The following is a 26,361-nucleotide window of genomic DNA, read 5'->3' on the forward strand; positions in this document are numbered from 1 at the left end:
TTGAGTAGCGGAATAAGAGGGTCGCTGTTGACACGAATTGTTAAGTGAAAACACCTAAGCAGGTTCGTGTATCACCGGCCCCCAAACAAAAGCGCGATTATGTGGACTCACCCGAAAACAGTACAGCAAAAAAAATTTATCGACACAATCTAAAAAACTACTCACGATTTTCAAAGTAAGATTGTGTCCCGTGAGCTTCCAAGGCGCTCTCAATCCGTTTTAACGCCAGTTTGTATACGGCATCTCGCATCTCAAGCCCTTCATCACTTCGCAGCTGCCACGCCGCTTCAAATGCATTCGATAAATATTGCGCCAATTTATCTTGCACAGTATGTTCGTCCCAAGCTTCACCTTGGCGATTCTGACACCACTCAAAATAGCTTACGATAACGCCGCCGGCATTAGCTAAAATATCAGGGATCACTATCACGCCCTGTTCATGCAAGATTTCGTCGGCGTCCGCCTCAATCGGTCCATTGGCAATTTCGACAATATACTTTGCCGATACTGCTTTGGCGTTATCTCGGGTGATTGCGCCGGATAGTGCTGCGGGCACCAAAATGTCCACATCCAGCGCAAGCAGCTCTTCATTACTCAGCACTTTATGTTCAACGCTTTCACAGACCGAATCATCACAGTACACGGCTTTAAGCGCCTTATTGCGCAGCTTTTCTTGATAAATGCTTTCTATATCTAAGCCATCTTTACAGTAAATCCCGCCTTTTGAATCGCTTACTGCAACGACTTTATAGCCCGCTTGCTGCAACAGCCTTGCACAGTGATAGCCACCATTACCAAAGCCTTGAATAGCTACTGTTTGTTCCGCTTTATTCCAATTATTTTTTTCACTAAGCCGCTCTATCATTAAAAATGCACCGCGACCCGTGGCGGACTCTCGCCCTTCACTCCCTCCAAAAATAAGCGGTTTACCAGTGATCACGGCTGGACTTTTTTTACGGACGATTTTCTCGTATTCATCCATCATCCAACCCATGACTCTGGCATTGGTGTACACATCCGGTGCGGGAATATCTTGATCGGGTCCAATAAAATCAGCATTAGCTCTAATATATGCTCGAGCAAGGCGCTCAAGCTCCATCGGACTCAGTGATTTAGGGTCAACGGTTACGGCACCTTTACCACCGCCAAATGGCACGCCAACCGCCGCACACTTTAGTGTCATCCAAAGGGCTAAAGCTTGCACCTCACTCATATCAGACTCTTGGTGAAAGCGTATTCCGCCTTTTGTTGGGCCTAGCAAATCATTGTATTGACAACGATACGCCTTAAAATAATCAAGCTTACCGTTGTCACGACGAATTGAAATGTTGCTCGACAGCGTTCTTTGAGGCTGGGCTAACGCTTGATAGGTAGACTCGTTAATTCCTGTTTTTTCGACTATATGGTTTAATCTTTTCAACGCGTCTTTTAGTAGATCCGTACTCATCCTTTCCTCGCTTATTTTTTAATTCAACAAGTAATTGTATGAGTGCATGGCGCAAAAAGATCAAGTCCATCAACATGGGATTAATAATTATGCGATTTCCTCTAAAAAGTAGGAAGGTGCATCGTTTGGCGCTAGTAAAAAGCATTGTTTCTTCGCTCTGGTTAACGCCACGTAGAATAAGCGCCGCTCTTCTGCGTCGGGAAATGCCCCTTGTGCAGGTAAAAGCGCATCGACAAATGCTGGCGTTTTTACCTGTGACGGAAAATTTCGATGCTTGAGACCAAATACTATCGTAAAGTCTGCTTCAGTCCCTTTAGCACCGTGAAAGGTGTTATGTGAAATAATAAGTTCTGGATAGAGCTGTCGCCACTGCGCAATCTTTGATTTATCAGGTAATGCTCTGTGATTTCTTGCCAGTAGGGCAACGGAAGCTTTTCCTTCGTTGCGCTGCTCGATAAGATTAAGCAGTTGTTGCGCCTGCGACAATTCGTCATCCACCATAACTTTTACCACACCCTGCCCCGCTACGCCGGTGGTATGAGAAGTGATATGCTTGGTTATTTGTTCTGGGTTGCGGCAAATAAACTCACTCGCCGTATCTAAAATGGTTTGAGGATAACGGAATGTTTTATCCAAATATGTGGTCGTCGACTTACCAAAATAGCGAGTAAATTCGGTAGTTAGGCGCATATCGCCACCACTAAAGCGATAAATAGCCTGCCAATCATCACCAACGGCGAACAATTGCGAGCCAGCTTTTTTATCTAGCAGCACCTGAATGAGCTTTGCACGTACACGGGAGATGTCTTGAAATTCGTCGACCAAGATGAACTTCCACGGTGAAATAAACTGACCAGACTCTACGTAATAAATAGCCCGCTCCAGCATGTCATCGAAATCGATGCTAGACTCATTGCTTAAATACAGCTGATATTCCGCAAGAACTGGCATGATCACACTCATTTGATTGCTAAATTGCGTCAGCAGTTGCTCAACCTCACCCATTATTTGAGCATGCTTCATCAAAGGTAATACCTGACTTATCAGGTCTATCGCCTGTGACGCTTGCTGTGTGCTCGAACTTTTCAGAAATAGCGCAAAGTCTCGCTCAAAGTGGCTTTCTTGTCGCAACGACTGCACGGTGTCTGCAATAAATTGTTTAAATAGTTTTTTATCCGTTGCTAGAGTTGAAATTGTCGGCTTTGCCCCGGTAACCGCTTCGATGATCTGCATGCCAAGCGAATGAAAGGTAGAGCAATTTAAGGTATTACAGAGAGGCTGACAGCGTTGACGCATCTCCGTCGCGGCATCATTACCATACGCAAGCAATAACAGCTCATTCGCCTGAGCTAATTTACGATGCAAAAGATACCCAACTTTGGCCTTGATAACGCTTGTCTTACCCGTGCCTGCGCCAGCAAGCAGTAACTGCCTGTCATCCTGGATCACACAAGCCTTACGCTGAGCTACTGTAAGGGGATTTGATTCAACGCTGTCAAAATAGTTAGCGTCTTTTGCCAAGTAGTGTTCGACAAAAGCAGACTGAAACTCAGCAATATCACGCTCATTCCAAAGTGCAATTTCTCGTACAGTTGCCACTTGAGACTTTAACGAACTTGGCACGATATTGTCATCTAGGTGCTGCCAGCTGGACCATAAGGCACTGCAAACATGACGTACTAGAGTTTGATTATGATGGCTGAGATATCGACGCGTTAATAACTGCTCAATTTTACGAATTTTGACTTGCAAGTGCTTGCCATGGTGTAAGATCCACAGTCGTTGCAATTGTTGCACTAACTCATCTGCACCTTGATTTTTAACACCTAACACATAGGTCTCGTGACCCTGTTTGATCAGGACTTTTTGAGCAAGCCAACCTCGCTGAGGTGCTGGCGGAACCGTCATAGCGCTAAAGGGGATGAAACTGTCAGCAGATTTCGACTTAAGGTGGAGGCCTTCTTTCGTACATTTGGCACTACGTACCCCATAAAACAGCCGACTAAAGAGATGTAATGCTATCAATTGGTCAATCAGACAAAGTAATTCCGTTGCAGCCATGCTAGCACGAAACCCAAAAACGCGCTTAATGAAATTTTGTCATTGCTATTTATTACCATTGATTTCAATTAACTAGACACCTTTTCATCACCATAAATCACCTTTTTGTCATCACAATTCTCGCCTTTATCACTTCTTTATACAGCGACTGCTGCATCATTTATCTATCCATCGTAATGAGAAAAACAATATGAAAAGTACTTTTAGCCAGAAACCCCACTTGATTGCGCTTTGCGTCTTATCCTGCATTACTTCCTCTTATAGTGAAGCAAATTGGCAACAGTTCACTCAGCCCGAAACACATATACCTAAAACCAATATCAAGCCCATTATTGATGGCAAGTTATCTAAAGATGAATGGCAAGATGCGAGGCTGATTGAGGATTTTGTGGTATTTAGACCCAATGTTGGAGACCAGCCCACTCATAATATCGAAGCATATGTCAGCTATGACAGTGAATTCTTTTACGTGGCAGCAAAAATTTACCAACCAAAACATACATTGACCGACAGAGTACTCTCCCAAGGTGAATATATGTGGGACGAAGATTACTTTGGTCTAGTGCTCGACACAAATTTCGATAAATCCGATGCATATTTATTTCACGTCACTCCCTCCGGAGTAAAAGAGGATGGCCTTGTTGATGGCACCAGCTATATCGCACAGTGGAAAACACTTTGGCATGCCAAAACTTCCGTAGAAGCAAACAGTTGGTCAGTTGAGATTGCGATCCCAATGCAATCCATCTCATTTGAGCAAAATGCCGCACTATGGGGGTTGCAGTTAAGGCATAGAACAGCAAGCCCGAACACGCAGATTTACTGGAACGTCAATAACCCCAACAATTATGCTTGGCACACTAATCAACTGGCACCAATCAGCGGTCTTCGCAACTTGAAGCAAGGTATCGGCCTAGAGCTAAAACCAAGCCTAGCACTAAAAAGCACTAATAATGAAAAAAGCGAGCTCACTCCTGCACTTGATGTGTTATACAAGCTCACTCCAAACCTATCAGCCATGCTGACTATCAACACTGATTTTTCTGGCACAGAAGTGGACGAAGTCCCTTTAAATACCACTAGGTTTAGTCAGTACTTTACTGAAAAACGTGATTTTTTCCTGCAAGATAGTCAAATTTTCCGCTTTGGTGGCATGGATGATACCTATTCAAATGGCATGCCTTTCTATTCAAGGCGCATTGGGCAAGGTCGCCAATCCGGTCTGTTAGACATCAACTGGGGTACTAAGCTTACCGGGCAGATTGGTAACACCCGCCTAGGCATATTGAGCGTAAACCAAGAGCAAGATGCCATGCAGTCAGAAGATACTCAATTAAGTGTTGCCCGTATCATTCACCAAGTTGTAGACAAACATCAAATAGGCGCAATAGTGACGCACGGTAGCCCCAATGACCAATCAGATAGCACGCTATTCGGTGCAGACTATCGTTATCAAGGAAATATATTTGAACAGTTTCCTGTTGATGCACATGCCTATTATCAGGAAGCGGAATCGGCGTCACACAATGCTATTTCTAATGAAGATAATAAGTCTTACGGTGCGTCGATGCGCCTGCTCAATGATACATTTTACATGCGCAACCGTTTTCAGTATGTAGGAAAGAACTTTAATCCTACTTTAGGTTTTGTGAACAGGAAAGATCTAAAATACTATGAAACGGTGAGTCACTACAGAATACGACCACAATCAGGTTGGTTAGGTGAGCAGGTTAATTACTACCAATTTACCGGCTTTTATTATTTATGGGAGGACACGCAAGGTAAGCGTGAAGGACAAAGCATTTTTATAAGACCGCTACAAATCGATTTTAAAAGTGATGATTTTTTCTTCTTCACGCACAATCGCTATCAAAGGATGTTAACAAAACCCTTTAGCTTTACGAATAAACTCACTTTTGTGCCTAAGGAATATAATTACAACCAAAACGAAATTTACTTCAGTAGTGCCAATAGCAGACCTATTTATTTCACTTCCCGCATCACTAAGGGAGAATTTTATGATGCTGAGCTAGAGCGAGTCAGTCTTGACCTAAACTACCGCCCGAACAGACATCTATTTTTAAACTTGAGTCGTAATATGTATTACTATGAAAGAGATGGTATTAATGATCAGCTATTCAACACTCAGCTCAAAATTAACGTTGCATTTAACACTGAGTGGTCTTGGAATACGTTATTACAACACAATAACCAAACTAACAATTTCTCGCTATTTAGTCGGTTACGTTACGAGCCATCTCCAAATGCTGTCTATATCGCTAGCATCAATCGCGGTTACGACTTAGGATCTGGCTGGCATGAACGTGTAGAAACCACCGATGAGACGGCGATAAAACTAGCTTACACATATAGATGGTAAGGATCACATATTATTTTCTCTACTGTGCTCGGGTAGTGTATAAATCACTACTAAATGCCCGAGCACTGGCATAAATAATTTGACCATCTCTAACATCAAATCCGTAATAACCATCAAAACGCTTTTGGCTTAATCGCTGTAGCGAGTCATCATGAATCTTATAGGTAGTGAGTGTTGTCTCTTTATCGTTACCGGCATAAAGCACGCCTTTTTCTATAACACCTTGGTGAAAATGCGCTATTTCACCAAGTAAAGCCCCATTTTTCATCTGACCATTGAGAACATCAGCTAAGTTGAACCGATAAAGTTCGCTTTGCTGATTGTACACATACACAGACTTTTTATCTGTTTTATCAACCATTAGCCTTACCCATGATGAAGGGAGCTCTGCAACTAATTGTAGTTGACGGTTGTAGACTCTAACTTTACGCGTCTTATTTTGCTTCACTGTAATAGCAAATAACGTAGAATTAATCCAAGATTGGGCAAAGCCATAACCGTCTAAGTAGGTTTGCTGTGTTACCTTTCTCTCTTCATTGTCAAGCAACCACAATTGGTGATTATCGTGATTAAGTAGCACAAACCTATCATCGGGAGAGACAGAAAGGCCTCTCAATACTGCATGTTCTGCAATAGGAAAAATGGGTGTAGCTCGTTGTTCTGGAGCTTGAAAATAGATGTAACTATGACCAGCACGATTGGAAGCAAAGTAGATCCCGACTTGATCGTTTGCAAATGCAGGTAATCGCTCATTGCCGTTGCTATTATCTAACTCAAAACCTGCTGTTTGCCAATTTAGATCAATGTTTTTGTCGTAAGTTGAGTAAATGTAATCTTTTTCATTGGGATGGCGCGCTAACTCACAACAAATTCGATCCCCCAAACTTACAAGCGTTTGTTCCTTGTTATTTCGCGTATTAAACAGTTGTAATTGGGTCGGTTTGGAGGCCGACACATAGACAACATCATCACCACCTTGCCCCCAAATTCCAAACTCAATTTGTTGCTGGATATCAGCTAGCATGGATAAAGTTTGCGACTCGATATCAAAGTCAAATAAGCGGCTGATGCCTTGGCTATTATGAGCTATTAATAACAAATCATTTGAATCGGGTTTTAAATCCACAGAGACAAAATGCCAATCTTGAGGCAAAGCAATGTTGACTAGCTCAACCCCGCTTTCAAAATTAACTTTATATAATGTATTTCTATGCTCATGATTTCTGGCATGTCCCAACAACCATATCGCCTCTTGCTTGGTAGCATAGGTAAGCCGGTGAGCAACGAGATTGTCACAGCCTAACCGCTGAACATGTGCTCGCTCAATGCTGTTTGTCTGTTCAGTAAAAGGAGCTTTGAACCAACCGCACTGACCTTCGTTATAACCATTAAAAATAAGACTCGTCGACGTTTGCGCAATTAAAGACTCAATGTAGTACTCTCCACTGCTCACTTCAGTACCAACATCATCGTGATTATTACCGAGATGTTTCATCCAAAGTGTATTCCCATGACCTCTAGTATCATTGATAAAACTCACTGAATTCCCTTTTGGGGCGACAACCAAACTACGCTTGGCACCCAAAACCCGAGTCAATACGCTGTTTTCACCATAGCTCAGCTCAGTATCTTCAATACTGTTCCAAACGAAAACAGCAATAACGAGTAAACCGATCAACGCGCCACCAAGTACCTTATTATTATAATTAGAGCTGCTTTTCAAATATCTTTGATAATTAGGACCTTTAACATCACCGACCTTACTTATTGAAGCAATAAAGCGATAGCCCAGTTTAGGCACAGTTTGAATATATTGTGGAGATTTAGGGTCGTCATTTAGGATTTTTCGTAAATTAGCAACCAATTTGTTGATAGCGTTATCGGTTACAATCACACCTTGCCAAATCGCATCTTGTAACTCATCCCGAGTAATTATTCGATTGGGATTGTCGAGGCAAAAAACCAGCAATGCGACCATTCTCGGATCAAGTGCGACAACTTGCCCGTGATATGTTAATTCATAGGCTCCAGTATCAAACTGAAACTCGCCAAATTGAATACGCTCCAAACTACATCTACTCCATGTAAGGCTTATTGTTATTCTTATTTACCAACCGACACTATAAGTTTGTTTGGCGTCAAATAATTAAAAAATATTTGAATCGTTAAAGTGTTTGCTAAAGCTTAGTCTATAACAATTACATTAAGTAAACGAGCCCTTTTGCAACGAGGAAATGGCCTCTTAGCAAGGCTTCCACCCTTTGCAACCACCAATACGGTTACCTCTAAATAGGCCCAGCAAAAACTTTACTATGGTAACTACTCTTCGGATAACTAATGCCTTTCCAGCTGGATAAAAAAATAATTTAATGTGATAAAAAATAATACGTTAATCCATTTTTTTACCTAAACCTTAGGTTATTTCGTTGCGAAGCTTTTGACACATAGAATAGAGTATTTAGCCTTTTAAATTGGTTGGAAAGTGAATTTGATTGGTATTATGAGGACAGCAGACCATTGCAGTCTGCATATTAAATAAAGTGAAAATTGCGTGATTAGTATCAAGCAGCTGTTATTGTAGTTAGCTTTATTTTAGCCGCTAACGTTGCTTTACCAACCAGCACGAGCACCACTGCACCAATAATCACAGGCGTAAATAAAAAGCTCCAGCCCTCTAGTGCCAACATGATCAGTATTGGATTCGCGCCAGCCGGTGGGTGGGTGGTTTTTGTTACTAACATACTAAATACGCCAAGCCCCGTTGCTAATGCCAAAGTGAATTCGTTAACACCGATATACTGCGCAAAAATAATCCCGATTGTAGCGGTAATGATATGTCCAAAGATGACATTTTTAGGCTGCGCAAGTGGACTTTCAGGCACACCAAATACCAGCACTGCCGTTGCGCCCAAAGGTGCCATTAAAAAAATATGCTCAGCACTTATCGTTTGACTAAACGCCAATATTGCAATTGCGATAAACGCCCCTGCTCCAGCAATTAAAGCAAGCTGTATTTCTCTCATTGTATTCTTTCCCTTTCCAAAAAGTAGACCAACTTGTCTACCACGCAAATGGTAGACAAGTTGGTCTACTTCTGTCAACCTATAATCACGCTAATAAACATGACTGACTGATGAGTACAAAAAGACAACAACTGATCGATTGCGCAATGGGACTGTTTTATCAACATGGCATTCATGCCATTGGCATTAACGAAGTATTAAAGTCATCTGGCATTGCTAAAAAAACCCTGTACAACCATTTTGAGAGTAAAGAGGCGCTGGTGCTTGCAACACTTGAGCAGCGGCATCACCTATTTATATCTTGGTTATCTCGTTGCCTTGAAAATGCTCAAACGAATGAACAGCTCACAGAGCAGCTATTTTCAGCACTAGATCAGTGGATTAATAATAAAGTGGCGATGCTGGGCGATTTCCGTGGTTGTTACTTTATCAACACGGCGGCAGAATTTGGTGAGCTTACCAATCCAATAAATCAACTATGCCAGCGGCACAAACTTGCGGTAAAAACGTTACTTAAACAAGCGCTCAACGACGCTGATGATGCCGCTGTCGAGCGCTTGTTTCTATTGAGCGAAGGGATTATTTCAACGGCCTATACCTGTCACGATATGGACGTGGCCAAGCGGGCACTCAAGAATTAAGATATTTCTCTACTTCTGTAAAGCAAGATGCAAACTTGCTTGGCACAAACTCGATAATGTCATACTGAGCCACTTCGGCGACATAAAAGGGATCTTGACGAACAATATCAAGTAGCTCAGCTTCACTACTCGCCTTTGCCAAAATAACCCCACCAGTTCGTGGGATTTTTCTGCCAGAGGCGATAAAAGTACCATTGGCATAGAAGCGATCTAAAAACGCGATGTGAGGGGCGAGCAGCGGCTCTACCTGTTCAATTTCGGTAACATAAGTAAGATTAACAATAAATATTGAAGCTGACATTAAACTATTTTCCTGTGAGATTATGGTTCTGATTTGGGTGCTTTTTTACGTTGTTCTTGTTTGGCTTTCGCGACATTTTTAAAAACGGGTGGTGGAATAGGGAAAAGCGAAATGAGCGGCATTAAAGCCAAAAATAGATAGGCGCCTTTTGGCATTTTTTTGGCCCATAGCACGACCTTAAAAAGTAAAAAGGACGCCATAAAAATCGCCGTAAATAACAACAATACTTCTGTGATCCCTATATCCATTATTATCTTCTCATCTATTCAATAAGCTGGATATGGAGATAAAATGGGTAAAAAGCAAGCGACGTAAAACAAATAAGATAAGAACGAAAAAAGGCCCCGTGGGCCTTTGGATTTTAGTTACTTTGGGATAATCTGCGATCAGTACAGCATCGCAGAAACTGTGCTGTGATTATCAATTGCCATCGCGATACTTAGGACTGTGATATTAACTATTGAGAATGCAAATACTTGCCTCGCCCAACCATGTAAATCTAAGTCTCTTTGGTATCCTTTTAGCGCCATCAATAACCACCAAAAACTGGTTGTACAGGCCACCGCCATAAATGCTATGCCGGTATAACCGCTAAGCGGTAGTAACATCACCACCAGTGCATAAATGGCGATATACAAAACAATGTGATGCTTAGCCTTTTCAACACCTTGCGCGACTGGTAACACCGGAATATTCGCGGCCCGGTAATCTTCAAAACGGAAAATCGCAATGGCATAAGAGTGCGGCATTTGCCAAAGACAAAACATCAATAATAAAATGGCAGCGCCAGAGTCAAACACCCCGCTTACTGCGCAGTAACCAACTACAGGAGGCACTGCCCCAGACAGGCTACCAACCACCGTGCCATACACTGAGTTTCGTTTCATGTATAAGCTGTAAACACCGACATAAATAAAAAACCCAAATGCGGCAAAACCCAGCGCAATCCAATTGGTGAAATAGGCTAAGAGCCCAAAGCCAGATAATCCGAGTACCAGACTATGTAACAGTGCAGCAACTGAGGAAATTTCCCCAGTTACTGTCACGCGAGTTTTAGTGCGAGCCATTGCCGCATCGATATCCCTGTCGATGACATTGTTGACTACACAACCTGACGCAACGACTAAAGATAGCCCCAGTAGAGTCAAGGCAAATAGCAGCCAATCAACTTCACCTCGAGAGGCCAATAAAAAGCCTCCTGCGACTGAAATCAAGTTTCCCATAATGATCCCAGGTTTTGTCACCTGAAAATAACGACGCAGCATGACTACTCTCCTGTTAATACATCATCATGGCGTTCGATTCGTAGATGATCCAGACCGACAGCCCCACTACCATCACAATAATCAACGCACTAAAGATAAAGGAAAGCGTGCTTGCCTTGCCTTCTTCCGTAACAAAGTTCAGGTGTAAAAAGTACTTCAGGTGCACCCAAATTTGCACTAACGCCGTTGTCACTAACGTCCAAAATGTCGTGCTAGATGACAAGCTGCCACTCATCACGGCAGCAAAAGGAATGGCTGTCAAAATAACGGATAGCACAAAGCCAATTAGATACGACTTCACACTACCGTGGCTATCGTGTTCATGCTCATGAACATCCATCTGTGCTAACGCTTGAGATTCACTATGGCTCATTACATTGCCCCCATTAAATAAACAACGGTAAATACACAGATCCACACGATATCTAAAAAGTGCCAGAACAAGCTTAAGCAGCTCAAACGCGTTACCGTTTGTGGTTTAAGACCACGGCGTGTCACTTCAATCATCATCACAGTCATCCAAATCAAGCCTGCCGTCACGTGCATGCCGTGCAGACCCACCAATGAGAAGAAAGAAGTCAGAAAAGCACTATGCTGCGGTCCATGACCATGTACTATTAAGTGATGGAATTCATATACTTCCATACCAATAAACACAGCACCAAAGGCAAATGTCACCGCAAGCCAAGATAAGGTTTGCGACTTTTTCTGTTTGTTTGCCGCTATCATGGCAAAACCAAAGGTAATACTACTTAACAGTAAGGCCGCAGTTTCAACCGCAACAAAACCCAGTTCGAATATGTCTTTGCCAGACACCCCACCTGCCGTGTTCATGTACAACACAGCATAAGTGGCAAAGAAAGAAGCAAACAACAAACAGTCCGTCATCAGATATAGCCAAAAACCGAATACGGTATTTGAACCTGTGTCATGATCTGCATGCTCGTGAGCATCTTCTAACGCATGCAGCGTAGCGGGAGTAATTGCACTCATGAATTAACCCTCCTGTAATGCGCGAGAAAGGTGGGCAGACTCAATCTGCTCAATCTCGTCAACCTGAACATAATAATCAACGTCGCTGGTGTAACAACGCTTAATAAATACCGCGATAGCACTGACAAAACCCACCGCAGCTAACCACCAAATATGCCAAATCATGGCAAAGCAAAACACGGCCAATGACGCGCTGATAAGCACTCCAGCCGGGGTATTTTTTGGCATGTGAATAGGCTGATAATGTGCAGGCTTTTGATATGCCTGTCCCTGCTCTTTCATTTCTGTCCAAGCGTCAATATCGTCAACCACAGGGGTTTTCGCGAAGTTGTAGTACTGCGGAGGAGAGTCCGTTGACCATTCTAGCGTATGCCCATTCCACGGATCGCCTGTGGTGTCTTGCAATTGCTCGCGATTTTTGTAGCTCACCACTAGCTGTACCACTTGGAAAACTATCCCAAACATAATGATAAAGGCACCAATGCACGCGATGTATAGCCAAATGTTCCACTCTGGTGTGTTGGTATGATTAAGACGACGTGTCATGCCCAAGAAGCCGAGCACATAAAGCGGCATAAAGGCCACAAAAAAGCCAACCAGCCAGCACCAGAATGAGGCTTTACCCCAACGCTCATCAAGCTTGTAACCCATTACTTTAGGGAACCAGTAAGCAAAACCCGCTAGATAACCAAACACTGCCCCACCGATAATGGTGTTATGGAAATGTGCAATTAGGAAAAGACTGTTGTGCAGCACATAGTCCGCGCCAGGAATTGCAAGCAGTACGCCAGTCATCCCACCTACGGTAAAGGTCACCATAAACCCTAACGTCCAAAGGACCGGCACCGTGATCCGCAAACGACCGCGATACATGGTAAATAACCAGTTAAAGAGTTTTACTCCCGTCGGGACCGCAATGACCATCGTCATGACCCCAAAGAAAGCATTAACATTGGCGCTTGAACCCATAGTAAAGAAGTGATGTAGCCAAACAATAAAGCCCAAAATAGAAATCGCACCGCTGGCATACACCATCGACTTATAGCCAAACAGGCGTTTACCTGTAAAGGTTGAAATAATTTCTGAGAAAATCCCAAACGCAGGCAAGATCAAAATATAAACTTCAGGGTGACCCCATGCCCAGAACAGGTTGATATACATCATGGCATTACCACCGGCTTCATTGGTGAAGAAGTGGAAGTCCATATAACGGTCAAGCGTTAGCATCGCCAGCACCGCAGTAAGAATTGGGAAAGATGCCGCAACTAGAATATTTGCCCAAGTACAAGTCCAAGTAAAAATAGGCATTTTCATTAGCGTCATGCCAGGTGCACGCATCTTAAATACGGTTACCAAGAAATTCACGGCGGTGAGCAATGTCCCAAGCCCGGATATTTGCAGTGCCCAAATATAGTAATCCACCCCAACACCTGGGCTAAACGACAACTCAGACAATGGCGGATACGCCACCCAACCGGTTTTTGCAAACTCACCAAATGCCAAGGACAAGTTGATCAGAATTGCCCCTCCCGCCGTCAGCCAAAAACTGAGATTATTCAAAAACGGAAAGGCAACATCTCTAGCACCAATTTGCAGTGGCAAGATGATATTCATCAAACCAATCATAAATGGCATCGCCATAAAGATGATCATGATCACCCCATGTGCCGTAAAGATTTGGTCATAATGTTCTGGAGGTAAGTAACCGGCAGCGCCGCTTGTTGCCATCGCCAGCTGTGTGCGCATCATGATGGCGTCGGCAAAACCACGCATTAACATAATTAATGCCAAGATAATGTACATCACGCCTAGGCGTTTATGATCGATTGAAGTGATCCAATCGTGCCACAGTACGCCCCATTTTTTGTGTTTTGTGACCATTGCCGCCACAATTAGACCAACAACCGCCACCACAGCTAACGTCACCATAATGATGGGTTCGTGATAAGGGATTGCCTCTATGGATAATTTACCAAACAACGACATAATTACTCCTCAGCCTTGCCGTGATGTGGATGCGCAGCATGCTCTGGCTTGGCGTAATAACTCATTTCGCCATGGCCCTGCATGTACTTCATAACTATGGTGTGGAATAAGCCCTGCTCTACCGAGCCAAAATATTCAACGGGGTGATATTCCGAAGGCTCAGCCAGTTTCGTATAACGACCTGCGGTTAAGGCTTCGCCGTTTGCTTTGACATCGGCAACCCAGTTATCAAAACTTGCTTGATCTTTGGTCGCAATGGCATCGAACTTCATACCCGTAAAGCCCGCTCCGCTGTAGTTAGCAGAAAAGCCTTTGAACGTCCCCGGCTCGTTAGCAATCAGGTGAAGCTGCGTTTCCATCCCAGCCATCGAGTAGATTTGGCTGCCAAGCTGTGGAATAAAGAAAGAGTTCATGGTGCTTTCGGAAGTGATTTTGTACTCCACTGGTACATTCGCTGGAAACACCAGCTCATTCACTGTAGCAATGCCTTGCTCAGGATAGATAAATAACCACTTCCAGTTTAGCGATACCACCTGAACTGTGAGGTGTTCACCTTTACCTTCCAACGGCTTATACGGATCAAGTGATTGTGTAGAGCGCCAAGTGATCACCCCAAGTACAATAATAATCACAATCGGAATGGTCCAAACCACGGCTTCTATTTTGTTAGAGTGAGCCCATTTAGGTGCATAAATCTCGTGGTCACGACCGTCTCGGTACTTCCACGCAAAATATAAGGTAAGAATAATAACTGGTACTACAACGAGTAACATCAGTACAGTGGCAATGATGATCAAGGACTTCTCATCCATGCCAATTTGCCCCTTGGGATCTAAAATGCCACCACTACAGCCGGTGAGCATAAGCCCCAATGAAGCGAACGCATAATTCACAACACTACGTTTATTCAATTGATTACCCTTCAACGATAAGCTGCGGCTTATTTATCAAGCGCGCTGAGTATCTAGTTGTGCAAGCTATGCTGCACAAGTTCGAATTGCACTGTATCCATCAGGGAAAATGTATTAGTGAAGGGAAAAGCTCCTTTGATACCAGTCACTAACCATTTACCAAATAATCGATACAGTAAACGGACAATCACATTTACTAAGCTTACAATTCGCCCTAAAAGGACTGTAAGTAGCCGATTAATGTAATTGAAACTGAATTGCTGACTGCAGATCCAAATCGCGTAAATCAAACGCACTGGACTCAAATATTGCGATTACGCAAACAGACAGCGGTACCCAAAAGGAGGAGCACGACAACCATGTGCGCTAGGCACCGGTTGAGGTTGAATAGCCTCAGTAGAGGCGAATGCCGTTTTACGCAGGATAACGCTAGCGCGTGTAGGCAAAATAGTATGGAAAACTAACCAATAAAGACCTATCAATAATTGTAATGACAAGATAGGCTGAGCCCAAAACTCTCCAAGCATCACCAAAACAGAGTCAGGTAGTGAATTATCTGCAAAAAGTGCTTCTAATTCAGCTACATCACCTAGCATGCCAGTGAATAATAATGCCGTGTTAAACATCATCAATGCGCTTAGCACACTGAAAATACGACCGAATAACTGCGCACGCGTGATCGTACAACCTTGATAGGTTGTGTCGTCAGTAGTAGCAGTATGTCGAACATAGCTTAACAGTGGCACAGATTATCCTGATGTTTTTATCTTGATAGAATTGATTAGTTCAGAACTTTCAGTCTAAACTGAAAATTCGCAGCGAGTATAACAAAGTCGCTATTCGATTCAAGCGATATCTGCAATGATCTATATCAAATTTTCTTGATCTATCCCTAACCCCCATCCTTCCCTAAGACAAAACTCTCAAACACACTTATTAACAATAGTTCTCATTCACAATAATTTACAAAACGTAAATATTAACATTTTTATTAACTATCAATTAGATAGCCGTCTGCACGGCTTAACGCCTTATTCATCTCTTGTTCATGCTATTTATTTTTGGTTCGTTCTAAGTATGATCCACGCCAACTGACATCGCTGTCATTTTAACTAATTCTTTGTTACTAGAGGAACTCATGAAGCAGCTGAATAAACTCCTAGGTTTGATGAAAGTGCCCAATAAACTCAGACTCAGTCTGCTTTTGTCTGTCGTGATCATTGCCCTTGTGCAACTCTCATCAGCACTCGTTTTACGAGACAGCTTAACGCAAGAAAGACGTATTAATGCAAAAAACCTAATGGAAACCACAGTTGCACAACTTAATATGGTTGCCACCGAGACCTCACTCTCCCCACAACAAAGACAAGAAAAAATAAAAAAACTCATTGATGCCGCACGCTATGGTGATGCTGGCTACTTCTTCTTATTTGACTTACACGGAAATATGGTAACGCATCCCATTAAGCCACTACTCAATGGCACCTCAATGACTCACCATCATGAACGCTTTATTCGCGAGGCATTCAGCCAGTTCGTCGTCATTGCTAATCAAAATCAACAAGGCTTTGCCCGATATGAATGGCCAAAACCGGGGACAAAGGAGCTTGAGGGCAAGCTTTCTTATATTGTTAACTTAGGGCACTATAACTGGGCAATTGGGACAGGCATTTACCTTCAAGACGTTGAAGAACAGTTTTATGACCGACTCTTGTTGATGACTGCTGAAACGCTCGGCTATGCGATATTACTTATTTTCCTCTCGAGCTTGATCAGTAAAAATATTACCAAGCCACTGGATAAGCTCACCCGCACTATGGGACTCATTTCAGCGCAAAAAGACCTCACCATTGCACTGAAAAGCCACGGTAAAGACGAGCTTGCCCAAATGGCTATCGCATTTAATAAAATGAACTCGCATTTTCGTGATGTACTGCATGATATCAACGAAAACACCCATTCTTTGGCTTCCCAAGCAGAGGAGTTATCCTGTATTACCGAGCAGATCCAAGCTGGTATTGGACAACAAAACAGTGAAACAGAATCAGTGCAAAACCGCATGCAATCGCTTAATCAAGTGGCGCAAGCTGTCAATAATGAGTCAAAGCGTGCGCTTGATAAAGTGACAGAGACAACCACATTGACGACCCAAGGGCTGACGCATGTAGACGAAAATGTGGCAGTCATAGCGCATGCCTCTCGTAGCGTCGACTCAGCGCAACAAGCTGTGCTCGAACTACAACGCTCATCAACCGAGATTGGTGCAGTACTTGACGTCATTAAAAAAGTGGCAGATCAAACTAATTTATTAGCATTGAATGCGGCCATCGAGGCTGCGAGAGCAGGAGAACAAGGTCGCGGTTTTGCCGTGGTGGCCGATGAGGTAAGAACACTAGCTCAGCGGACGCAACAATCTACCGATGATATTCAAGCGATCATTGATAAACTTCACAATGGCGTCGCCACAACCGTTGAAGAAATGGAGAGCTGCCGTGCAGCATCCGAGCAAAGCCTCAAAGTGAGCCAAGAATGTAAGCACGCACTAGAGCAAATCAACCTCTCCATCGCAACCGTGAATGATATTAACGTTAATATCGCCACCTGGAGTGAAAAGCAATCCGAAGATCTTATTGACATGACTGACAACATCAGTGGTATCGCAACAGTGGCAAACCAAACCGCCCTTGGCGCTGAACACACCAAAGCGTCGAGCCAGCAATTAAGCGAAATGTCACAACGACTCTCACAAATGGTAAATGAATTTAAGGTGTGACCTTGCACCTATTCGCATAGGCGGAAGTGCGTACTTCCGCTGAGAAATGTTGGGTAGCAAGGGGTTTAGCGCGCCAGTCACAAAGTGCTCGGCGGGTAAACCACTGTTATATCAGACTGGTTTTACTCCAGAGTAGGAGCTGCTTCATGCAGCGATCTTTAAAGCCCTTTCCCACCTCTAAATACACACCAGTTACAAAGCTTCTCAGTGGATAAACCACCCAACAAAATCCACAGCGATTAATCAGCATAAGGATAATGGACGTGACGCTGCTCTTGTAATTTCATACCCAAATATTCAAAGGTCCCCACCAGCATCTCAGTAAATGGTGCCGGTGCTTTTTCTTGGCATGAGGTCGACAAGATAGAAAACTGCTTTTCACGTAGTGCTCTAAGCTCAGGCTTTAACGCTTCTATGTCCATAAAGTCGGTTATTCTGTCGATAAATGCCTTCATTCTTGGTGTCACTGCATACCAATAAACGGGGGATGCAAAAATGATGTGCTCAAAACCAAGTACCCATCTAAAAAGGTTAACAAAGTCATCATCACTGTGAGAGTGTTTGTAGCAATACTCACCAATTTTGTAGCGGTCTAAATAGATGAGCTCAGCTCTTTTTTCTGCTGCTAGTGCCTTTGCAGATTGGTAGGTATTTCCATTGGGGTTTGAGCTTGAGTAAATAACGACTGTTTTCATAATCTTCAATTCCAGTTGCACTAATAATAAATTGGGTGCTACCTTAAAACCTCACCTTAAGTTAAGGTAAAGTACTAATTTATGAAAACTGAAAAATTATTAAGAGACGAGCCGAACCTCAGTGTCGGTAAGGTTGCCCAAAGAGCTGACGTAGCGGTGTCTGCACTGCATTTCTATGAGAACAAAGGGCTTATTCGCAGTTGGCGTAATAACGGTAATCAACGCCGTTATAAAAAGGATGTGTTGCGTCGAATTGCCATTATTAAAGCTGGCCAAAAAATGGGGATAACCCTAGGGGAGATAAAAGAAACCCTTGATACACTGCCAGACTCAAGAACACCAACCAAAGCGGACTGGGCCAAACTTTCTACAGCCTGGCAAGCAAAGCTAGACGAAAAAATCGCTTACATGCAACGTTTAAGAGACTATGTCGATGGTTGCATTGGCTGTGGCTGTTTGTCAATGAAATCATGCCCTATCTACAACCCCGATGACATCGTTGCCAAAGAGGCTAACGGTGCGGTGTGGTTGGATGAGCCAGACAAAGCAAATAAAGCAAAATCTTGTTATGATAGCGAAAACCATTAAATAGGACACAATAATGAAAAAGACTGCCTTGTGCATGGCGCTAGCCATGGCAATGGGCCTGACTGGCTGCTCACTTTCTCCTTCGTCTGTCGAGACGACGCCTTCAGCTTCACAGCAAACAGTAGCAACAAATGCACAATTCGCTGACTTTTCTCAGCAATTTATCAATGACTTATGGAAACAGTACCCAGAAGCGTCGCTCTGGGCAGGCTTTGGCAAGTACGACGATATTATCACGGTACCAACCCAAGCGACTCGTGATGCAAGTGTTGCCTTCTCTCAGGCGCAACTGGCTAAGTTACAACAGTTCGACCTTGCTAACTTAAGCAATAGTCAAAAAATCGATTATCACTTAATTGAAAATCGCTTAAAACGCGATATCTGGCATATTGAAACCTTCAAAAGCTGGCAGTGGAATCCGTCAAACTACAATGTTTCTTATGGCTTTGCGACGATACTCAACAGCCGCTTTAAAACGGATGACGAAAAGCTCAAGCTCGTTTTAGCACGTCTTCAATATGTGCCAGCGTATTATGAAGCAGCACAAAACAATATTAACAATCCAACGCTTGAATATACTCAGCTTGCGATTGCACAAAACCAAGGCGCATTTAGTGTATTAAACGACGAGTTGCTTGATAAACTCGCGACTTCATTATTAACAGCCGAGGAAAAAGCCCTATTCAAGCAACGCTTCGCTGCCGCGAAATCTGCCATCAATGGATATGTATCTTACCTTAGCAACCTTGAAAAAGAGTTAAGCGAAAACGGTAATGCGCGCTCATTTAGAATTGGTGAGAAGCTGTACGAAGAAAAATTTGCCTTTGATATTCAGTCTGGCTACACCGCCAAGCAAATGTATGAAAAGGCAATGGCCGACAAAGCCCGTGTTACCAATGAAATGGTTAAGATTGTTGATCAACTCTGGCCAAAGTATTTTGCTGACAAGCCACGCCCAAAATCTGACATTGATGCGATTGCCACGCTTATCAAGCACCTTTCGGTCAAACACGTAAAGCGTGAAAACTTTGTGAGCGAAATCAAGGCGCAAATACCAGAACTTGAAAAGTTTGTGATGGAAAAAGATCTCATCACGCTAGACCCAGAAAAGCCACTAGTTGTTCGCGAGACGCCTGAATATATGCGTGGCTTTGCTGGTGCTTCAATCAGTGCTCCGGGCCCATACGACAAAAAAGAGAACACCTATTATAACGTCTCTCCACTGGACTCAATGAGCGACGAGCAAGCTGAATCGTATCTACGTGAATACAACCACTGGATCCTGCAGATCCTAAATATTCACGAAGCCGTGCCAGGTCATTACACTCAGTTGGTTTACTCTAACGAATCCCCGTCTTTGGTGAAGAGTATCTTAAGCAATGGCGCGATGATTGAAGGCTGGGCAGTATACACTGAGCGCATGATGCTAGAAGAAGGCTATGGTAACTTTGAGCCTGAAATGTGGTTAATGTACTACAAGTGGAATCTACGTGTGATCTGTAACACCATCCTAGATTACGGTATCCAAGTAAAAGGAATAAGCAAAGAAGAAGGCTTAGATCTGCTGATGAATGGAGCTTTCCAAGAGCGTGCAGAAGCCGAAGGTAAATGGCGCCGTGCAACCTTGAGCCAAGTACAATTAACCAGCTATTACTCTGGTTATCGAGAAATTTACGACTTCCGTGAAACACAAAAGCAAAAGCTAGGAAAGGAATTTGACTTAAAAGCATTTCATGAAAAATTCTTAAGCTTTGGTAGTGCTCCGGTGAAATATATCCGCCAGTTAATGGCGAAGTAACACAATAATGCCAGCTTTATGGCCGGCATTGTTTTTTCGAAAAATTGATATCTCCCGTAGGTCGGCCTTTAGGCCGACTAACGTTTTAATCTAGAGGGTACCCTATAAACCTAAAGGCTACCCTTTAAACGTAAGGGGGATTGTCGACCTACTTTACTATCTTCATTTCATCTAGCAGGTTTTGCGCATTATCAACCTTATCCATTACCCATAACATGTAACGCGAATCAACATGGATTGAGCGGTTTAGGTTTTTATCGTAATCCCAGTCACCAATAATGCTTTCATATACACCATCAAACAGTAAACCTACTAACTCCGCTTTCCCGTTTAAGGTCGGCGAGCCAGAGTTACCACCTGTGGTATCCACGTTAGAAAGGAAATTCACCGGTACAGTATTCATGCCCCCTGTATATTGACCATATACTTTTTCGCGGATCAATTGCTGTTGCTTTTTCGGCGCGTTAAATGGTTCAACATCGGTATTTTTAGCCAGTAACCCTTCAAGCGAAGTAAATGGCGTTGCCACTAAGCCATCTTGCGGTGAGTAGCCACCTACCGTACCGTAAGTGACACGGAGTGTGCTGTTAGCATCTGCATAAACTGGCTTATTTTGCGACTTGTTGTAAGCAATAATAGCTTCCATTAAGGCAGGACGTGCAGATTGCTGCTTACCAGCCAATTCTTTTTCTTCATCTTCGATTTGCTTCATCACTGCAAAAATCGCTTTTGCATATTGAATAAATGGATCAGAGCTCTGATTTAACTGCTCAAGCTCTAAATCTAACATCCAAAGACGGGCTTTTTCATCAGCAAGCTTAGAGTTAGCATACATCTCATCTAGCAGCGCTTGGTGCTTTGCTTTATTGAAGCCGCTTTCGAGTTGAAGCTGCTTATCGACTTCAGCTAAACGCGCTTCTTTTGGCAAGGCTGCATAAAGCTCCATGAAGTAAAGCATAATCGCTTTATCAACTGTTTCATCATAGCGGCGCGTCATACGCTGAAGCCCCGCTTTGATTTTTGGCATATCGCGTTCTTGATAACCACTCTCACGCTCAGCATCAGGCTTTTGCTTTTCAACCGCCAAGCGATAAAGCTTACGCGCAGTAGACATCATTTGTGAGCGATGGATATAGCCAACCATCATATCACGCTCATAATGGGCTTGAGATTGAGCAACCAACTCGCTCAATTCATTTAGCACAGCGCCATACTTTGCTTTACGGTCTGCATCGGCATTAATCCATGCACTCAGATCGCGCTCAAATTGCTGCTTGCGGTTGTACATACTGCCTTTTTTGAAGCTCTCAATCATAGAGCCAAAGTTTTTGATATAATTGTTGTAACCTGCAATGGTGCTTTCATAAGCGATACGAGCTTGCGACCCTTCTGGCGCATTTTCTTCAATCAGTGCCACATACTTAGAGTTATGTTTACGTACCATGGGGTAAACCGTGTTAAACACATAATCTACTTCAGAAGCAATACGATAACGGTTGGTACGACCCGGATAACCCGTTACCATCACAAAGTCGCCCTCTTGCACGCCTTTTGCACTCACACTCAAAAACGACTCTGGGTTATAAGGTACGTTATCCTTAGAAAACTCAGCTGGCTTACCATCTTTACCCACATATGCACGGTAAAAAGCAAAGTCGCCAGTGTGACGAGGCCACATCCAGTTATCTATATCGCCACCATATTTGCCCACGCCCATCGCAGGTGTATATGCCAAACGAACGTCTTTTATCTCTAGCGATTTAATGAGGTAATATTCCAATCCACCATGAAAGGTGTAAACGTTACAGCGATAGCTTTCATCTTGCTCACACTCAGCAACAAGTTGCTTGCGCTTACTGTCAATGGCATCAAAACGTGCTTTACCAGTCAGTGAGTCCGTCCCAGCATTAACTTTATCCGTTACGTTCGACACTTCTTTAGTCACATAAACGCGTGAGCCCGGTGCCGCCGGCAAGTCTTCACTTGGCTGTTTTGCTAAAAAGCCATTCTCAAGAATATTGTTATCTGTTGTTGAATTGTATTGAATAGAGCCGTATGCACAGTGATGGTTTGTCACCACCAGACCTTTAGGAGAGACAAATGACGCCGTACAACCACCTAAGCTAAGCACCGCATTCATCGGGAACTCAGTGAGTTTTGAAATTGACTTAGCATCTATCTCTAGCCCTTTAGACTTTAAAATAGATTCAAGTTCAGGTAGCTGATGTGGTTGCCACATGCCTTCATCGGCAGCAACATACTGAGAAAAGGCCAACACCATGGCCGCGGAGATAGCTTTAATACGCATATTCCAATCCTAAATGTTATATTATTTTAATTGCGGTCAGTAATGTGACCCAAGATAGCGCCAAATAGCAATTTATTTCGGTGGAATTTAATAAACCAATGTAAATATTCTTCCTCAGACTATCCACTTTACATCGTCTCAAGTGCTAAAGGTAACCCCCTCTCAGGGTATCTTGTTGGCCTGCCATAGATCATTTATACTGGCTCGAAACAAAGGCAAAGATCATCCATTCTTCAAAAGAGTTGAAGAATACGTATTCTAAGGAAAAGGAAATCGTGGAAGACAAATCAAGTCGGCGTCCACTCAAGGTACGCTCAAGCACATATGCTCAGCGCGTTGCCAAATGGCTTAGCAATAAAAATATCACTCCTAACACTATTTCATTACTCAGCGTGCTATTTGCAGCCTGCTCAGCAATCTGTCTTGTGTTGTTACCACTGTCTTCTGGACCACTCATTTGGCTTTTGCCTCTGCTTGCTGCCACATGTATTCAATTTCGCTTATTGTGTAATTTGTTCGATGGCATGGTCGCTATGGAAGGTGGGAAAAGTACCGCATCTGGTGAACTTTTTAACGATATGCCAGACAGGTTTGCCGATGCTTTTGTCATTGTTGCTGTGGGCTATGCACTCCCACAGTTTAGTTACGCAGTCGATATTGCTTGGTGTGCGGCAATACTTGCGATTATGACTGCTTACGTCAGAACCTTGGCAACGAGTACAGGAGCACCTGCCAATTTTTGTGGACCTATGGCAAAACAACATCGAATGGCTTTACTTACATTTGCATGTATTTTTACAGCGATAGAGCCTCTATTCTGGCAACAAGGGGCTGTGTTATACACGTCACTACTTATCATTAGCGTCGGTTCATTCATCACGGTATGTAAACGAGCTATCCTTGCCTACCAATATCTTGAGGACAAACACGATGTTTAATGTCCCTGATCATTCTTTGTATGCCATGGCGTTGGTGGGACTCATTTTAATCACCGCAACGCTTGCTTATTTAGTTATTAGCCAAATACAACGAGATACGGATCATCAAGAATTAAAACTCAGGATCCAATCTTGGTGGTGGATAATTGGCGCTTTTTTTGTCGTACTAGCCTCCAACACACATTTCGCACTTGCCTTTATTGGCTTTTTAAGTTTTCTCGCATTAAAAGAGTTTTTGTCCATTGTGCCAAGACGGCAAACCGATAGACGCGCTATTTTTTGGCTATATTTGAGTATCCCACTGCAATATTATTGGGTTGCAACTCAGTGGTATGGCATGTTTATTATCTTTATTCCTGTTTATATCTTTCTATTTATCCCTATTAGAATGGTGCTCATCGGTGATACAAAAGGATTCATAAAGTCAGCTGGGATCCTTAACTGGGCCGTCATGTTGTGTGTTTTCTCTATTAGTCACCTTGGCTACTTGTTAGTTTTGCCGGTCAAAAACAGTGAGGCGGGTGCCATTGGTCTGGTATTGTATTTACTGTTTACGACTCAATTTAACGACGTTTGCCAATACGTTTGGGGAAAGCTACTCGGCAAACATAAAATCATCCCAAAAGTGAGCCCCAACAAAACATGGCAAGGTTTTATTGGTGGCGTATTTACTACTGCCACATTATCTTGTTTTGTAGCACCAGCACTTACCCCACTATCGACTTTGCAAGGCGCAGGCGCTGGGATCCTCATAGCCGTTACTGGCTTTTTTGGTGATTTAGTTATTTCAAGTGTGAAGCGCGATTTACAAATTAAAGATACAGGGGTCATGATCCCCGGTCATGGTGGTATTTTAGATAGGATGGACAGCCTACTTTACACTTCACCACTATTCTTCCATTACCTATACTATTTGCATTATTAGACTATGTTTGCACGTATTGTAAAAATACTTTTCTTTGGATTGATAATAAAACCGGTCGTGTTAATCGCGCTTGGGCTAAACGTTGTTAATCGCAATAAGTTACCAACGCATGGGCCTGCGATCCTCGCGCCAAACCACAACAGCCATTTGGATACCATGGTGTTAATGAGTTTGTTTCCGTTAAGGATGATACATAAAGTTCGACCCGTAGCCGCTGCCGATTATTTTCTCGCCAATAGAATTATTGCTTGGTTTGCACTCCATGTCATTGGCATCATTCCCTTAAATCGAAAACAAGTGACACGCAAAGCACAGCTATTTGAACAATGCCATGAAGCGTTAAAAAAGCATGAAATCTTAATTTTTTTTCCTGAAGGTTCTCGTGGCGAACCTGAAAAAATGGCGCAGTTAAAGAAAGGCATTTTTCATCTCATTAGTGATTATAAGTCGGTGCTCGTTTACCCCGTTATGATGCATGGACTTGGCCGCTCCTTACCCAAAGGAGAAGCCCTATTTGTACCATTTAATTGCGATGTCATCGTCGGCGAACCGCTTTCCTGCACAAGCCACGCAAGCGAACTAGTACAGGAAATAGAACGACAATTTAACTTGATGCGACCACTTTGCTTAACATACCGGGCGGACGAAGAGTGATAAACTTCCCTCTCACAAGCGAAACGCCCAAAAAACGGTTCGTTACCGTGATCTCCTACCTTACTATCATATGCTTAAACAGCGGGAATTTGCTTCAGCTAATTAAACATCTCATCCGTTAATTCAAAGGGCTCCCAAGTCGCTTGCGCTGAACCAATTTCTTCTAAAATGCGTCCTTCCACGCCATCAAACGGTGCATTAGAAATCCACATTTTTACTTCACCCTTTTCACCAAAACCGAAGATAATATAGGGCTCAACATCGGTTTCTGTTTCGCCTGTGTAATGGGTAATGCTAGGTAAATTACCCGCGATTTTGTACGCCTTGTCACGCTGTACAGTTAACGCTGCACGATAGTGTTTTCCCTGCTTATAATCCCACCACTGCGCTTTTACTTTATATGGGATTTCGGCTCCCCAAAATGTCCCACTTCCTACGGCATTTCCCCAACCACCGCCTACCGCACCGGCAGGGGGAGAAAATTGTTCGTCAAATATCAATTTCACCATCAAATCGCTTTTTTCGTACGAAGAAATACCTATATGTAATTTTTCTAGCTCGGTATGTGAAGAGCAACTGCAAAGTAACATTACTGCCAGTAAAACGGTATAGAACTTATTGTTCATCCTTTCCTCTAAGTCGAACATCCCTTGTCTTATTTGTTTTTATCTTAA

23 protein-coding genes are annotated in these 26,361 nt (G+C 43.1%); 8 read left to right on the top strand and 15 right to left on the bottom strand.

The window, feature by feature from the left end:
* Window positions 1-157 precede the first annotated feature (157 nt).
* On the bottom strand, window positions 158-1,447 hold the full coding sequence (locus EXT47_RS10270; protein ID WP_130126537.1) for a Glu/Leu/Phe/Val dehydrogenase: 1,290 nt from the start codon (window positions 1,445-1,447) through the stop codon (window positions 158-160).
* An 87-nt stretch (window positions 1,448-1,534) separates the two neighbouring features.
* On the bottom strand, window positions 1,535-3,508 hold the full coding sequence (locus EXT47_RS10275) for a UvrD-helicase domain-containing protein (protein ID WP_039492330.1): 1,974 nt from the start codon (window positions 3,506-3,508) through the stop codon (window positions 1,535-1,537).
* 190 nt (window positions 3,509-3,698) lie between these two features.
* On the opposite strand from EXT47_RS10275, the gene EXT47_RS10280 reads away from it, so the two are divergent.
* Window positions 3,699-5,888 carry a carbohydrate binding family 9 domain-containing protein gene (locus tag EXT47_RS10280; RefSeq protein WP_039492332.1) on the top strand — a complete coding sequence of 730 codons (2,190 nt, stop codon included), beginning with the start codon at window positions 3,699-3,701 and terminating at the stop codon, window positions 5,886-5,888.
* Between the two features lie 19 nt (window positions 5,889-5,907).
* On the opposite strand, the gene EXT47_RS10285 is transcribed toward EXT47_RS10280, so the two are convergent.
* Both EXT47_RS10285 and EXT47_RS10290 read right to left on the bottom strand, forming a co-directional pair.
* Window positions 5,908-7,956, bottom strand: a complete 2,049-nt coding sequence (locus EXT47_RS10285) for a winged helix-turn-helix domain-containing protein (RefSeq protein ID WP_039492334.1) — start codon at window positions 7,954-7,956, stop codon at window positions 5,908-5,910.
* A 493-nt stretch (window positions 7,957-8,449) separates the two neighbouring features.
* Window positions 8,450-8,911, bottom strand: coding sequence for an HPP family protein (locus EXT47_RS10290; protein WP_039492336.1), 462 nt, complete (start codon window positions 8,909-8,911; stop codon window positions 8,450-8,452).
* A gap of 110 nt (window positions 8,912-9,021) precedes the next feature.
* Here EXT47_RS10290 and EXT47_RS10295 point away from each other — a divergent pair, with 110 nt between their 5' ends.
* Window positions 9,022-9,552: a TetR/AcrR family transcriptional regulator gene (locus EXT47_RS10295; RefSeq protein ID WP_039492338.1), complete on the top strand. Its 531-nt coding sequence runs from the start codon at window positions 9,022-9,024 to the stop codon at window positions 9,550-9,552.
* On the opposite strand, the gene EXT47_RS10300 is transcribed toward EXT47_RS10295, so the two are convergent.
* The 8 genes from EXT47_RS10300 to EXT47_RS10335 form a co-directional block, all read right to left on the bottom strand.
* Window positions 9,542-9,853, bottom strand: a complete 312-nt coding sequence (locus EXT47_RS10300; protein ID WP_039492340.1) for a YciI family protein — start codon at window positions 9,851-9,853, stop codon at window positions 9,542-9,544. The genes EXT47_RS10295 and EXT47_RS10300 overlap by 11 nt on opposite strands.
* 20 nt (window positions 9,854-9,873) lie before the next feature.
* Window positions 9,874-10,101, bottom strand: a complete 228-nt coding sequence (locus EXT47_RS10305; RefSeq protein ID WP_130126538.1) for a hypothetical protein — start codon at window positions 10,099-10,101, stop codon at window positions 9,874-9,876.
* A 138-nt stretch (window positions 10,102-10,239) separates the two neighbouring features.
* Complete coding sequence (gene cyoE, locus EXT47_RS10310) at window positions 10,240-11,118, bottom strand: heme o synthase (RefSeq protein ID WP_130126539.1); 879 nt, start codon at window positions 11,116-11,118, stop codon at window positions 10,240-10,242.
* A 13-nt stretch (window positions 11,119-11,131) separates the two neighbouring features.
* Window positions 11,132-11,491 (bottom strand): cytochrome o ubiquinol oxidase subunit IV, encoded by a 360-nt coding sequence (gene cyoD / locus EXT47_RS10315; RefSeq protein ID WP_017218861.1) that lies wholly within the window; start codon window positions 11,489-11,491, stop codon window positions 11,132-11,134.
* Window positions 11,491-12,111 carry a cytochrome o ubiquinol oxidase subunit III gene (gene cyoC / locus EXT47_RS10320; RefSeq protein WP_010606488.1) on the bottom strand — a complete coding sequence of 207 codons (621 nt, stop codon included), beginning with the start codon at window positions 12,109-12,111 and terminating at the stop codon, window positions 11,491-11,493. The genes cyoD and cyoC overlap by 1 nt, the downstream gene beginning before the upstream one ends.
* Before the next feature lie 3 nt (window positions 12,112-12,114).
* Window positions 12,115-14,097: a cytochrome o ubiquinol oxidase subunit I gene (gene cyoB / locus EXT47_RS10325; protein ID WP_130126540.1), complete on the bottom strand. Its 1,983-nt coding sequence runs from the start codon at window positions 14,095-14,097 to the stop codon at window positions 12,115-12,117.
* A 2-nt stretch (window positions 14,098-14,099) separates the two neighbouring features.
* A complete protein-coding gene (cyoA, locus tag EXT47_RS10330; protein ID WP_130126541.1) occupies window positions 14,100-15,008 on the bottom strand; it encodes a ubiquinol oxidase subunit II in 909 nt (302 codons plus the stop codon).
* Window positions 15,009-15,322: 314 nt separating this feature from the next.
* Window positions 15,323-15,754: a hypothetical protein gene (locus EXT47_RS10335; protein ID WP_130126542.1), complete on the bottom strand. Its 432-nt coding sequence runs from the start codon at window positions 15,752-15,754 to the stop codon at window positions 15,323-15,325.
* Between the two features lie 392 nt (window positions 15,755-16,146).
* Between EXT47_RS10335 and EXT47_RS10340 the strand changes: the two genes are divergently transcribed.
* The gene (locus EXT47_RS10340; protein ID WP_039492354.1) at window positions 16,147-17,781 is read left to right on the top strand and encodes a methyl-accepting chemotaxis protein; all 1,635 of its coding nucleotides are present in this window, start codon (window positions 16,147-16,149) and stop codon (window positions 17,779-17,781) included.
* 239 nt (window positions 17,782-18,020) lie between these two features.
* Here the strand turns inward: EXT47_RS10340 and EXT47_RS10345 are convergent, their stop codons facing one another.
* Window positions 18,021-18,476: a flavodoxin family protein gene (locus EXT47_RS10345; protein WP_039492356.1), complete on the bottom strand. Its 456-nt coding sequence runs from the start codon at window positions 18,474-18,476 to the stop codon at window positions 18,021-18,023.
* Between the two features lie 81 nt (window positions 18,477-18,557).
* Between EXT47_RS10345 and soxR the strand changes: the two genes are divergently transcribed.
* Both soxR and EXT47_RS10355 read left to right on the top strand, forming a co-directional pair.
* The gene (gene soxR / locus EXT47_RS10350) at window positions 18,558-19,064 is read left to right on the top strand and encodes a redox-sensitive transcriptional activator SoxR (RefSeq protein WP_010375466.1); all 507 of its coding nucleotides are present in this window, start codon (window positions 18,558-18,560) and stop codon (window positions 19,062-19,064) included.
* A 13-nt stretch (window positions 19,065-19,077) separates the two neighbouring features.
* Window positions 19,078-20,862 carry a DUF885 domain-containing protein gene (locus tag EXT47_RS10355; protein WP_039492359.1) on the top strand — a complete coding sequence of 595 codons (1,785 nt, stop codon included), beginning with the start codon at window positions 19,078-19,080 and terminating at the stop codon, window positions 20,860-20,862.
* A 148-nt stretch (window positions 20,863-21,010) separates the two neighbouring features.
* Here EXT47_RS10355 and EXT47_RS10360 read toward each other — a convergent pair whose 3' ends face one another.
* A complete protein-coding gene (locus EXT47_RS10360; protein ID WP_130126543.1) occupies window positions 21,011-23,170 on the bottom strand; it encodes a S46 family peptidase in 2,160 nt (719 codons plus the stop codon).
* Window positions 23,171-23,445: 275 nt separating this feature from the next.
* On the opposite strand from EXT47_RS10360, the gene EXT47_RS10365 reads away from it, so the two are divergent.
* The 3 genes from EXT47_RS10365 to EXT47_RS10375 are packed head-to-tail and all read left to right on the top strand — an operon-like array spanning window position 23,446 to window position 25,687.
* On the top strand, window positions 23,446-24,108 hold the full coding sequence (locus tag EXT47_RS10365) for a CDP-alcohol phosphatidyltransferase family protein (RefSeq protein ID WP_193521521.1): 663 nt from the start codon (window positions 23,446-23,448) through the stop codon (window positions 24,106-24,108).
* Window positions 24,101-25,033, top strand: a complete 933-nt coding sequence (locus EXT47_RS10370) for a phosphatidate cytidylyltransferase (protein ID WP_130126544.1) — start codon at window positions 24,101-24,103, stop codon at window positions 25,031-25,033. The genes EXT47_RS10365 and EXT47_RS10370 overlap by 8 nt, the downstream gene beginning before the upstream one ends.
* 3 nt (window positions 25,034-25,036) lie before the next feature.
* Window positions 25,037-25,687, top strand: a complete 651-nt coding sequence (locus EXT47_RS10375) for a lysophospholipid acyltransferase family protein (protein ID WP_130126545.1) — start codon at window positions 25,037-25,039, stop codon at window positions 25,685-25,687.
* A 98-nt stretch (window positions 25,688-25,785) separates the two neighbouring features.
* On the opposite strand, the gene EXT47_RS10380 is transcribed toward EXT47_RS10375, so the two are convergent.
* On the bottom strand, window positions 25,786-26,313 hold the full coding sequence (locus tag EXT47_RS10380) for a DUF2931 family protein (protein ID WP_130126546.1): 528 nt from the start codon (window positions 26,311-26,313) through the stop codon (window positions 25,786-25,788).
* Window positions 26,314-26,361: the final 48 nt, after the last annotated feature.

Origin of the sequence: Pseudoalteromonas sp. CO342X, from assembly GCF_004208915.1 — a bacterium.
Lineage (GTDB): Bacteria > Pseudomonadota > Gammaproteobacteria > Enterobacterales > Alteromonadaceae > Pseudoalteromonas > Pseudoalteromonas maricaloris.